This is a genomic window from Mesorhizobium terrae (genome assembly GCF_008727715.1).
Classification (GTDB): domain Bacteria; phylum Pseudomonadota; class Alphaproteobacteria; order Rhizobiales; family Rhizobiaceae; genus Mesorhizobium; species Mesorhizobium terrae.
In genome coordinates this window covers 1,151,754-1,163,943 of the sequence record NZ_CP044218.1, presented here as the reverse complement: position 1 = coordinate 1,163,943, position 12,190 = coordinate 1,151,754, and the positions used below count along the sequence as shown (strand labels likewise).

Sequence of the window (12,190 nt, the reverse complement as noted above, 5' to 3'; positions counted from 1 at the left end):
TCAGGCGGCGCGATCGAGGAGCTTCTTGGCCTTGCCTTCGAGTTCGAGCCGCGCGTCCTGATGCGGCTTGTCGCGGGCGACGGCGGTGATGCCCTGCACGAAATCGAAGATGCTCTCCGGCGGACGGCCTTCCTCGGCCAGCACCGCGTCGATGATCTTGCCGGTCTCGGCCTTCGAGAAACCCCGGCGGCGCAGGAATTCGGTGCGTTCCTCGTCCTTGTGCGCGACGATGCGTTCGCGCGCCGCCTTGATGCCGTTGATGAACGGCTGCGGCGAGGAGTCCGCGAAGGAGAGCAACGCCGGCGCCGCCTCATGGGCGAAGCGCGAGGCGGCGTATTTGGAGTGGCGGATGGAGATCTCCTCGAAATCCTCGACGCCCCACAAATTGCGATTCTGGCACACGGCCCTGAGATAAAAGGACGCGATGCCGAGCGTTTTCGCGCCCACCTCGCTGTTCCAGGCATAGAAGCCCCGGAAATAGAGATCGGGCGATCCGTCCGCGAGCTTGCCGGCCTCGATCGGATTCAGATCGTCGACAAGGAAGAGGAAGACGTCGCGATCGGAGGCGTAGAGCGTCGTGGTGTCCTTGGTGATATCGACGCGCGGATTATAGACGCCGGTCGACCAGTCGAGGACGCCCGGCACTTTCCATCGGGTGTCGCCGGTGCCGTTGCCGGCGATGCGCTGCACGGCTTCGACCAGCTCGTGGTCGTAGATCCGGCCGTAATCAGGGCCGGTCACGGCGCGCAGCTCGACGCGGCCGTCGTCGGTCTCGAGCGTCTTGATCTGCTCGGCGCGGTGAGCGGTCAGGCCATATTGCAGGTTGATGCCGGCGAGCGCGGCGGGGAGCTGCCGCAGATAGGCGGCCGGCGCGCCGACCTGGCTGGCGAGCTGGCCGAAGCTCCAGTGCGTCGGCGCGATGGGCTTGTCGGCGCCTGGTAGGATCAGGGCAAGCCGTTCGGGATCGGTGCGGCTGGCTTCGACATGGATGAGCGCGGATTCGACGACGCGCGTCCGGCTGCGCTCAGTCCGCTCGCGGACGGTCCGGCCGAGTTCGGCGAGCGAGAGATAGCGCTCGTCGTCGGGCCGCGAGAACCACTCCGAGGAAACGCGGCCGATGCGCTCGCCGCGGTTGACGTCCACCTTCCAGCCGCCACTCACGTCGCGCCGGGCATCGAGAACCTGCATGTTCATGGGATCAAACTCCATGACGGGCGTCGGAAGACTCTCTCCCGACCCTCAACCCGTCACGGAAATCCGGTCCACACTCTCACTCTAATGGGGGCGTTGCGGGGTCTCCCCGCAGAAGGGGTCGGCCGAGACCCTGGGCTCGGCCGCAGGGGAAGGCTTTCCCCTCCAGGCCCCTCTCAATCGCTGGCCCTTCCAGCCGGTTTTGGGGAGATTGAAAACTGTCAGAAAACTGCGTATATTTCTGACAGGAGATTATCGTGCAGCGACTGACCGAACAGATTCTGGCGCATACTGAGGGCTTGCCCGAGGGCGCTCCGATCGCGGCGAAGAGCCTACTCCATCTCGGCAATCGCGCCGCGGTGGACCAGGCCTTGTCGCGACTGGCTGAACGTGGCCGGCTGATGCGCGCCGGGCGCGGCGTCTATCTGCGCCCGGTTTCCAGCCGGTTCGGCTCTCGCGCGCCGTCCGTCGAGAAGGCCGTCGAAGCCCTCGCGCTCCAGCGCGGCGAAACCATCGTGTCGAACGGCGCCGCCGCCGCCAACGCGCTCGGCCTCACGACCCAGGTGCCGGTCCGGTCGGTCTATCTGACATCGGGCCGTAGCCGGACGATGAATCTCGGTCAGCAGGTCGTCGAGCTGCGGCATGCGCCGCGCTGGCAGTTGGCGCTGGCCGATCGGCCCGCCGGTCAGGCCGTACGTGCGCTCGCCTGGTTGGGGCCGGAGAAGGCGGAAGCCGCCTTGAAGACGTTGAAGCGCAAGTTGCCGTCTTCCACCTTCGGCGAACTCGTCGCGGCCGCGCCCCAGCTTCCGAGCTGGCTCGCCAGGACGGTGGGCAAAGTCGCGCATGGCTGAGGCGTTCCTGACATTGTCGGCGGACGATCGGCGCGAGGCTCTGGCCGTCGCCGCCGATCGATCCGGGCGACCGCTCCATCTGCTGGAGAAGGATGTCTGGATCGTCTGGACCCTCGCGACGCTGTTCGGGTCCGACCTTGGCGTGCATCTCGTGTTCAAGGGCGGCACGTCGCTGTCGAAAGCGTATCATGTCATCCGGCGGTTTTCCGAAGACGTGGATCTCACCTACGACATCCGCGCCATCGCCCCCGACCTGGTGGGCGAGAACGGCGAGGCCCTGCCGAAAAATCGCAGCGAGGAGAAGCGGTGGTCGAAGGCTGTCCGGCACCGCCTGCCCGAGTGGGTCGACGGAACGGTCCAGCCCCTTCTTGCCGGCGCGATCAAAGCACTATCGCTCCCCGCAGCGCTCCGGGTCGAAGGCGACAAGCTGTTCGTCGACTATGAGGCGACCTCGGCGGGGTCGGGCTATGTGGCTCCAAGCGTGATGCTGGAGTTCGGCGCCCGCTCGACCGGCGAGCCGGCAAGTCCGCGGAATGTCGTGTGCGACGCGGCCGGGCTGATCGAAGGTGTCGAATTTCCAACGGCGCATCCGCGCGTGATGCACGCCGAGCGGACCTTCTGGGAGAAGGCGACGGCCATGCACGTCTTCTGCCTGCAGGAACGGCTCCGTGGCGAACGCTTCGCCCGCCACTGGCATGATGTTGTTCGACTGGATGATGCGGGGATCGCCACCGCCGCATTGGCCGACCGCGACCTCGCCAACGCCGTCGCCCGCCATAAGAGCATGTTCTTCGCCGAGAAGGCGGCCGATGGCGAGACTATTGATTACGAAGCCGCCGTCGGCGGGAAATTACAGCTCGCACCGAGTGGTGAGGCGCGCGCGGCATTGGCTACGGACTATGCGCGCATGGTCGAAGACGGGTTGCTGCTGGAAGACGCAGAGCCGTTCGAGGCGCTGATCGAGCGATGCGCAGACGTCGCCGAACGGGCGAACCGCGCGGCGGAATAACAGGAGTTGGGGAAAGCGTGGGGCTGTATAAGAAGTGGTGTGATGCCACCAGGGAAAAGGACAAGCGCAAGCGCTACTGGACCTATGTCGAGAAGGACGGCGGCCGCGACGAGATTCGCGATGACCTCGCCGAGACTATCCGCTCGCACTACGACCGGCTCGAACGCATCGCCGAGGACGTGGAGCGGCTCGGCTACAAGGTCGCCGCGAAGATCCTCAGCGAGGCGATGCCCCAGACGCCAAAGGGCCGTTCCGGCGATCTCGGTGAAATTCTCGCGACCGAGCTGGTCGAGGAAGAGATCGGCCTGCGCGTCCCTGTGCGCCGCCTCCGCTACAAGGACGGCCGCAACATGGCCATGCGCGGCGACGACTTCATCGGCGCTGGATACGATGCGGCCGGCGAGAAGCTCTGGCTCCTGAAGGGCGAAGCTAAGAGCAACAAGGTGCTCGGCAAGGCCACGGTCACGAGCGCCCGCAAGGTGCTCAACCGCGATAGCGGCCGTTGCACGCCCGATTCCCTGCTGTTCGTCGCCAACCGCCTGTTGGAGAGCAACGACCCGGACGACAACGCGCTAGGCCGCAGCCTGCGTGACGAAGTGGGCCTGAAGTCCCTCCGCGCCGATCGCATCGACCATATGCTCTTCACGGTGTCGGGCAACGGCCCGCACGCCTTGCTGAAGGAGGATCTCGACGCCACCGGAACCAACCGGGACCACTATGTCGTGAACGTCCACGTCGAGGACCATCAGGACTTCATCGCAGCCATGTATCAGGAGGCGGAAGACCTTGGAGACGATTGACGAACTGACCGCGTTCCTGGCGACCGCGACCGTCGACGGCATCCTCGGGCGCCTGCTCTATCGTGGCGCCGCCTGGTCGCTGATGCGTGAGGAAGGCGTGTTGCCGGCGAACGCGCCGCCGCTCGGTGCGACGATCGAAACTGATCTTGCCGAACACGGCTTTGCCCTGCTTCGTGGGGCGATGGCCCTGCGCGCTCAGGCCGGTGCGTCGGATCTGACCAGCAAGGCGTTCGAGCGCGCCGCCAACGCCTTCGAAGCCCTGGTGCGCAACGGCGATCCTGAGTCTCCCGATCGCGGTTTCCGCCGGACGATCGCCGCAGCGGCCTATCACCTGGCCGGCTTCTCGGCCGTCGCCTATTCGCTCTTCAACGAGACCGCGGACGATCTCAATGCCTCACCCGGCGAAACGGCGATCCGGCATCTGATCCTGCGCGATCTTGGCCAGTTGCGCGGGTTCGTTCGCGAGTGGTTGGACGATGAGGCTCACAGAGATGAGCAGATCGCCGAGGCGCTGACGGGCGAAGAGCCGGACATCGACGAGGCCCTATCGACGATCCTCAACACGACGATCTGCCGAGCTCTCGCGCATTTTGACTTCGCGCTCGAGACGGGCGAACCCGAGCCGATCGAAACCGCGCGGATGCTGCTCGGCACCGCGGTCAGCCTGGCGGACAACGCCGAGAATGTTCCGCTGTGGTGGATCTCGAATCTCTGTCGTCACCTGATCGATGACCTTTGGCAGCATTCGCTGCACGAGAACCTGCCCACCGAGCCGCCGGAGGGAACGGAGGAAAAATACCCGGACCTGCGCCGTCTATTCATCTCGTCGCTCTACGCCCGCAAGACGTCCGAGGTGGAGCTATGGCCATCGCAGCGCGAAGCGGCCCGGCGCTCCACGGACGTCACCGACGATCTGGTCGTCGCCCTGCCGACCAGTGCCGGCAAGACCCGCGTGGCCGAGATCGCCGCGCTGATGACCCTGTCGTCGGCGCGCCGGGTGCTGATCGTGACGCCGCTGCGCGCGCTGTCCGCCCAGACCGAGCGATCGTTCAGAAAGACGTTTGCGCCGCTCGGCTTCAGCGTCTCCTCCCTCTACGGCGCCAGCGGCCTTTCGGCTGGCGATGAAGACGCGCTGCGCTCCCGCGAGATCATCATCGCGACGCCCGAGAAACTCGACTTCGCGCTGAGAAGCGACCCGTCGCTGATCGACGATGTCGGCCTGATCGTCCTCGACGAAGGCCACATGATCGGCCCGAGCGAACGCGAGATCCGATACGAGACGCTGGTGCAGCGTTTGCTTCGACGTGCGGACGCGGGCGAACGCCGCATCGTCTGTCTGTCCGCGATCCTGCCCAGCGGCGACGAACTCGATGATCTCACCGCGTGGATACGCTCTGACGAACCGGGCGAGCCGGTGCGCTCCGACTGGCGCCCCACGCGCCAGCGGTTCGGCGCACTCACCTGGCGGGGCAAGGACGCGCGGCTGCGACTGGATCTCGACGATGATGGTCCGTTCCTCGACAAATTCGTCGTGCAGAAACCTGCGCGGGGGAAAGAGAAGAAGCCCTATCCGCGCAAGAACTCACATCTCGCCCTGTTCGCGGCATGGGAATTCGCGGGCCAGGGCAAGCGGACGCTGATTTTCTCCACCCAGGCGAATTGGGTCGAGAGCTACGGCAAACAGGTCGTGGACCTCTGCAAGCGCGGCTATCTGGACTCACTGTTGGAGGATGAGGCCTCCATCGCCCGCGCTCTGGAGGTCGGCAAAGAATGGTTGGGCGAAGACCATCCCGCCGTCGCCTGCCTGAAGGCCGGCGTTGCCATCCACCACGGCCGGCTGCCGAGCCCGTTCCTGCGTGAGCTGGAAGCCCTGTTGTCCGAGGGTGTCCTGAAGGTCATCGTCGCGTCGCCGACACTCTCGCAGGGTCTCAACCTCAACGCCGCCGTCCTGTTGGTGCCGGCGCTATATCGGGCGTCCGAGAAGATCAAAGGCGAGGAGTTTGCGAACGTCGCCGGCCGCGCCGGGCGCGCCTTCGTGGACGTCGAAGGCCTCATCGTCCATGTCATGTTCGATAAGGTCGATTGGCGAAAGAAGGAATGGGGGAAGCTGGTCGCTTCCGCCAAGGCCCGCACGCTGAAGAGCGGTCTCATCCAGATCGTCGCCGAGATCCTTGAGCGCCTGTCCCGCGAAGGTGTCCTGGATCGCGACGATGCCTGGGAATATCTGGCCAACGCCCGTGAAGCCTGGAGATCGCCCGAGGAGGAAGCCGCGGTCGCCGAGCGCCTGGCGGCCGGCGCGGAGTACGACGCTGACGGCGATGATGATGAAGGCGGCGGCGAGGACGAGGAAGAAACCATCGACGAGGAGCCGCTGTCGCAGATCGTCGAACGCCTCGACGCGACAGTGTTCGGTCTGATCGAAGCACTCGATTCCGATCGCGCCGACCTGCCGAAGCTCTTGGACGAAGCGCTCAAGGGATCGCTCTGGGCGCGCCAGATCGCCCGCGAAGACGAGGATGTCGCCCCGCTGCACAAAAAGGTGTTCGAGGCGCGTGCGGATCTCATCTGGAGGACCACCACGGCGCAGGCGCGGCGCGGACATTTCGCCATGGGCGTTGGGCTTGAGGCTGGACTCACCATCGACGCCATGGCCGACGAGCTGGCCGAACTTCTGGACCGGGCTGACGATGCGGCGTTGAGCGGCGACGTTGACGCACTTGTCGAGGCGCTCGGCGGTCTTGGCGAGCGCCTGCTGTTCATGCGGCCCTTCATCCCCGACAAGGCGAACGCGCTGCCGGCGAATTGGAAGGCTATTCTGCGCAGTTGGGTGTCCGGCGAGGATGTGGCCAAGATCGGACCGCAGAACATGCGGGCCGTGGAAGAGGCCTTCACCTATCGCCTGGTCTGGGCGCTGGAAGCTGTCCGCACTCGTCGCATGTCCCTCGGCTGGTCACCGGAAACGGTGGCGGGTGGCGCCGCGGCGGCGGTCGAAACCGGCGTCCCGCAATTCATGATGTCGATGTTGATCCGCGCGGGCCTTCCGTCACGGCGCGCGGCCATGGCGGCGATCGAGGATGCCAAGCCGGTTTTCGTCACGCCCGCCGAGATGAGGGCCTGGCTCGAATCCGACGAGATCACAGCCTACACGGATGCCGGCGACTGGCCGACGCCCGACACCGCCGCGCTATGGGCACGGTTCCGAACCGAAGCCCTCAGCGGCGGCATCCAGAAGTGGTCGGTCGAACACTACAAGCGCTTGCTCGACGTCGCGGCCGCCCCGCCTTCCGGCCTCTATCGGATCGTCACCGACGAGGGCGACGGGCGAACCTGGCTGACGACGCCCGACTATCAGCGGGTCGCTGCTTTCAAGAAGCCAGCGGTCGATCCCAAGCCCAGCCTCTTTTCAGGCCGATTGCCCGGCGGCACCAGGCTGGTGGAGGCCTTGCGTGTCGGCCGCGGGAAACTGCGCTGGCCGACAGCCGATGCGTAAAAGGAAGCCGTAGCTATGCTCTATGCCTGGGTCGACGACCAGAAGCGCGCGCCCTTCGCGAAGGGAGAGCGCACGACCTGCCGCGACTGCGGCGGCTTGCTCACCGCTGTCATGCCTGTCGAGAACACGCCCCATTGGCGGCACAAGGCGGGTGACTGCGATCCTTGGAGCGAGCCCGAGGGGCCTTGGCACCTCGGCTGGAAAGAACTTTTCGACATGGCGTGCCGTGAGATCGCTTTGCGCGATCCGGCGACCGGAGAATTGCATCGCGCCGATGTTCTGGTCGGTAGCGGCACCCCCAGGGCGACGGTGCTGGAGCTGCAGCACTCCTCAATCAGCGAGGACGAGCGCAACGCGCGGGAAGCTTTTTATCGCCGCGGGCATCGGATGTTCTGGCTGGTCCACATCCATAGCGAAAGCTCGTTCCTGGGAACCTATTTCGGCATGTCGCTCGATTTCAAATCGCGTGTCGTCAATCTCGACGGCAAGGAATTCGCGATCATGCGGTGGATGGGACCGAACAAGCAGTTCATTGAGAAATGGAAGCGCGCTGCTGCCCACGTCTTCTTCCATGCCGGTCCATACATCTTCTACCTCGCCGGTCCTGGCGTGGCCGCCCGCCTCGGCAGTCCATTGAAGCGTGGCGAGTTCGCCCTTTGCGCTCTGACACGCGATGAGTTTTTGCGGGCCGTCCGCTGGGAGGATGGTGCTGCTTGACGAACTACTCGTATCGAGCGGCGCGGCCCCCACGAAGTCGAACCAAGGTCGGTCGAAACCAGCGGTGTCAGTGCCAGTCAGACCGGAACTTCAAGCAGTGTCACGGCCGATGACCGACGACAGCAAACACCCATCATCGAGCGTTGCTGTAGACCGCTATTTCCTCGACGAAAGCGGCCATAGCGGCGATCTAGCCTCGGCGAAAGCGCCCGATTTCGCTGGGCAACCATTCTTCGCGCTGGCCTGTGTCGGCGCTGCGGATGCTGCGCTGTTGGCCGCGGAGCTGGATCGGCTGCGTGTGCATTACGCCTGCGGTGAAGGCGAGCTGAAATCGACCAAGTTGGGAAAGAAGCTGACGCCAATCGCGGGTGAGCTGATCACCTTCCTTGGCCGGCATCGATGGCCGCTCTTCGTGAAGCTGGTGGACAAGCGGTTCTTCGTCGCGATCCACATCGTTAACCACCTGCTTTGCGGCTCCTACGGACTCGATGATGTCGACATGGCGAGCCGCAATATGATCGCCGAGTTCCTCTCGGACGAGGATTCCGACGCGGTGCTGCTGGCCTATATTAACGCCTGCGAGACACTCTCGGTGACATCCGTGGCGGCCGTCATCGATCTGCTCTGGGACTGGCTGGATCGCTCCGACGCCGAGATCGCCCGAACCGCACAGATGCTGACGATGTTCGCGCGGGACCGCGTGCGGAAATCGTCGGCGAAGGCCGAGGAATTTCTGCCAATCGCTGATGAGTCAGCCACCGGGAAGAAGGTTTGGATGCTGCCCAACCTCCAGTGCCTCACGAACATCTACGCTCGTCTCAACCAGTCCCGCCCTGCGAGCCTCGACGGCGCCCAACTCGTTCACGACGGGCAGATGCAGTACGCAAAGGTACTCGAGGACTCCAAGACGCTCATGGAGCAACTCGCGGCTGAGGCGGCTCTGCCGATCGTTCCGTTCGCCGACTATCGTTTGCGAGGGCGTGGCGATCTCATCTTTGCGACAGGGAAGATCGAACCCTGCCTCCAGGCAGCCGACATCCTTGCGGGCTGCGCGATGCGTTTCGCGCGGGACGGCAAGGCGCGGAAGGGGCGCATCGAAAAGCCGCTCCGCGAGGTCTTCCACCGGATGATCGACGCCGGCAACCCGATGCAAGCGACTGGCATCAACCTGGTGATGAGCACCCGCCTGCTCGAAGCGCTGGGTGTTCCGCATATCCCGGCGGACTTCGCGGATCGGATGTTCTCCTAGTCCTAATGGCGCTCCGCACAGAGATCTCAGGCAGCCAGACGACGCTCCTCGTCCTCCGCTTCGTTCGCCGGCTCTCCCACCGCTTTGCTCAGGAAGAGATCGAGTGCAGCGCGCCGGGAATCGCGATCCAGCGCGTAGGCCGTCTGCTTGAATTCGATGCCCTCAAGCAGCCCGTTGATGTAGCCCGAGATCGTGTCGGCCGCCATGATGAGCGCAGTGTCGAGCGTGTGAATGTATTTGCTCGTCACCGAGCCCTTGGAATGGCCGACGAGCGCCGCGATCGTCACCTCGGTGAAACCGAGATCGTTGGCGATGCTGGCAAAGCTGTGACGCAGGACGTGCGGCGTGACGCCGGCGAGCGGGCTGTCGTTGAAAATCTGTTCCCAATGGTTCGGGAAGCTGCCGAACGCATTGTCCTCGCCCTGACCTGGGAAGACATAGGTGCCCGCTGCGGTCTTGCGCCGTTCCTCCAGATACTCGACGACGGGCAATCCGATTGGACGAATGGACTCACCTTCCTTGCTGTCCACCAGGCGCATGCAACTCGCGTCGGTGTCAGCCTCGATCCACATTAGCGAGATCATTTCCGAGCGGCGGCAGCCGGTGAGCGCGATCTGCCGGATGATGTCCACGGTCATGGCGTATTTTTCGTTCGCCGCGGCATCGCGAAGCATTTGCCCGAGGGTGCGATACTCCGCCTCGGTCAGCCGACGATTCCGAACATTGTCCTTGGGCTTCTTGATGCCGTGCGCCGGATTGACCTCGATGATCCCAGCATCGACAGCGTAGGTGAGGATTCCGCCCAATAGGCCGACGGTGCGCGTGGCCGTGCCCGCGCCACCACGAACAATGGCCTTTCCTCGCAGCTTCTTCGTCTTGACGGCGACGCGCGTCTTGCCGGCCATGATGTCCTTCAAGACTTTGTTGATGTCGGCCTTGGTGAGATCCTTGACGCGGCGTGCGCCGATCAGCGGGATGATGTGTCGCTCGATACGGCCAGTGTCGGTGACGATGGTGGTCGGCTTTTTCGATCTCCCGCCCTTACCCAGGATGAGGCCAGCGTTCAGGTCGGCGGTATAGAGAGCGCAAAGCTCCTTGACCGTGATGGCCTTGTGATCGAGCTGACGTTCCTCGGAAGGGTTGTCTCCGCGCGCGACGCGACCCAGTTGGACCTTCGCTTCTTGCCGGGCTGTCTCTGGCGTCCACACGCCATGCAGGCCGATGGTGTAGCGTCGCGTGCGTCCAGCAGCGCGATATTGAATGAGGTAGCTGCGTTTGCCGGAAGCGAACACGCGGAGGCCGAAGCCGGGCAGTTCGTCGTCCCAGATGAAATAGTCCTTCTCGCGGACATCGGCAGCATCCACGATCCGCTTGGTCAGCTTTGCCATGAGGCGTTCCCCTCGCTAGTGCGGGGTTGCTTCCGCGGAAGCACCACGGAAGCAACCGGATGGATATCGGAGCGAATTTCTGGATAGACAGTTCGGCGCGGAAATCCGAATTGTCTAGCGACTTCAGTAACATATCGCATTGTAGCGTGCCCTATCGTGCATTTAGGATAGGCAGGCTAAATTGCTCCGAAGGCAGAGGTCACAGGTTCGAATCCTGTCGGGTGCGCCAATGATTTCAATAAGTTAGATGGCACATGCCCTTTCTAGAAAGAGTTGGGTCGCACTAAACTGCATATTTCCAGAGCCGATCTTCATTCTCCACCAGTCGCGCTCTAACCTCCCCCGCTTTCAGACGGCAGCGGCCGCGCGCCTAGTTGGCCGGGCTTTTTCCTTTCCTCGGTAGCGCAGCCGTTTCGTAGCGGCGGCGCCTCGCGCAGCGGTGGCACGCCGTGGCCGGCGTTGAACAGGAAGAGCAGCAGTGAGGATCGGCGGATGAGCTGGAGGCCGATGACGGCCGAGACCATCGCCAGCGCGGGCAGCGTGAAGAAGGTGATCGGGAAGAGGTCCGAGCCGTAATTGCCGAAGAAGCGCCTGAAGACGATACCGGCGAAGTTGAAGAGGATGGCGTGGCTGCAGAACAGGAGGAAGGCACAGGGTTCGAGCCGGCTGAAGGCTGGCGCCAGCCCCGCGTGCCGGATCAGGCCGGTGAGCGCCCAGAAGCCGCCGGCCATGGTGATGCGCAGCGAGGTGTCGAGGGTCAGCCTGAGCACGGCGTCCATTTCGGCAAGCAGGATGCGTTCGACCCGGATGGTGATGAAGACAGCGACCATCACCACGAGCCCGGCGGTCAGCGCCAGCGCCAGCCGGTCGAGGAACTGAGCGCTCGTCCCGGCGATGCGCAGCCACATGCCGAGGCCGAAAAACAGCATCAGCTGCGGGCGCTGCAGCAGATAAAGATCCTCGCCGAACAGCGTGTAGACGACCAAAAGCGCGATGGTGGGCAGCGCGAAGCGCCGCAGCCCGAACAGCAGAAGCGGCGACAACAGGCTGCAGATGAAGAGGTCGCGCAGGAACCACAGCGGCACGTCCAGCGGCCATCCGGTGACGGCGAAAAAGGCGTTTGACCAGCCGAGCAACGTGTTGTCGGGCATGTCCTGCCATTTGCCCGATATCAGCCCATAGGCGGTCAGCAGCACCAGCATCGCCATGTTCCAGGCGACGAGCGGGACGATGAGCGTCTTGAATTTGGACTTCGCCAGCGACAGCGTGCCGGCCTTCATCAGGCTGGCGACGATGAAATAGCCCGAGACGATGCTGAGCAGCGAAACCGAGCTCAGCCCGACAAGGCGCGACAGGGTGAAATAGACGAGGTCGAAGAAGCCGGGGTCGCGATCATGCACATTCTCGGCGATGCCGGGCTGCACGTGAACGAACATCATGAAGAAGATGCACAGCACGCGCGCAATTCTGACACGGTCGGACACTAACGGCGGAA

10 protein-coding genes are annotated in these 12,190 nt (G+C 64.1%); 7 read left to right on the top strand and 3 right to left on the bottom strand.

The features are described from left to right. Positions 1–1,194: a hypothetical protein gene (locus FZF13_RS06595; RefSeq protein WP_024922561.1), complete on the bottom strand. Its 1,194-nt coding sequence runs from the start codon at positions 1,192–1,194 to the stop codon at positions 1–3. Positions 1,195–1,448: 254 nt separating this feature from the next. On the opposite strand from FZF13_RS06595, the gene FZF13_RS06590 reads away from it, so the two are divergent. From FZF13_RS06590 to FZF13_RS06560, 7 genes are all read left to right on the top strand, one after another. Further along, positions 1,449–2,042, top strand: a complete 594-nt coding sequence (locus FZF13_RS06590; protein ID WP_024922562.1) for a DUF6088 family protein — start codon at positions 1,449–1,451, stop codon at positions 2,040–2,042. Next, positions 2,035–3,051: a nucleotidyl transferase AbiEii/AbiGii toxin family protein gene (locus FZF13_RS06585; protein ID WP_024922563.1), complete on the top strand. Its 1,017-nt coding sequence runs from the start codon at positions 2,035–2,037 to the stop codon at positions 3,049–3,051. The genes FZF13_RS06590 and FZF13_RS06585 overlap by 8 nt, the downstream gene beginning before the upstream one ends. A gap of 17 nt (positions 3,052–3,068) precedes the next feature. After that, on the top strand, positions 3,069–3,851 hold the full coding sequence (locus FZF13_RS06580; protein ID WP_024922564.1) for a HamA C-terminal domain-containing protein: 783 nt from the start codon (positions 3,069–3,071) through the stop codon (positions 3,849–3,851). Next, complete coding sequence (locus FZF13_RS06575) at positions 3,838–7,341, top strand: DEAD/DEAH box helicase (protein WP_024922565.1); 3,504 nt, start codon at positions 3,838–3,840, stop codon at positions 7,339–7,341. Before FZF13_RS06580 ends, FZF13_RS06575 begins: the two co-directional genes overlap by 14 nt. 96 nt (positions 7,342–7,437) lie before the next feature. Next, a complete protein-coding gene (locus FZF13_RS06570; protein ID WP_244431158.1) occupies positions 7,438–8,058 on the top strand; it encodes a competence protein CoiA in 621 nt (206 codons plus the stop codon). Continuing rightward, a complete protein-coding gene (locus FZF13_RS29580) occupies positions 8,055–8,171 on the top strand; it encodes an SEC-C metal-binding domain-containing protein (protein WP_161773054.1) in 117 nt (38 codons plus the stop codon). The genes FZF13_RS06570 and FZF13_RS29580 overlap by 4 nt, the downstream gene beginning before the upstream one ends. After that, positions 8,168–9,307: a DUF3800 domain-containing protein gene (locus FZF13_RS06560; RefSeq protein ID WP_024922567.1), complete on the top strand. Its 1,140-nt coding sequence runs from the start codon at positions 8,168–8,170 to the stop codon at positions 9,305–9,307. The genes FZF13_RS29580 and FZF13_RS06560 overlap by 4 nt, the downstream gene beginning before the upstream one ends. Positions 9,308–9,333: 26 nt before the next feature. Here FZF13_RS06560 and FZF13_RS06555 read toward each other — a convergent pair whose 3' ends face one another. Next, positions 9,334–10,695, bottom strand: a complete 1,362-nt coding sequence (locus FZF13_RS06555) for a tyrosine-type recombinase/integrase (RefSeq protein WP_024922568.1) — start codon at positions 10,693–10,695, stop codon at positions 9,334–9,336. Between the two features lie 332 nt (positions 10,696–11,027). Next, positions 11,028–12,134 (bottom strand): acyltransferase family protein, encoded by a 1,107-nt coding sequence (locus FZF13_RS06550; RefSeq protein ID WP_244431157.1) that lies wholly within the window; start codon positions 12,132–12,134, stop codon positions 11,028–11,030. Positions 12,135–12,190: the final 56 nt, after the last annotated feature.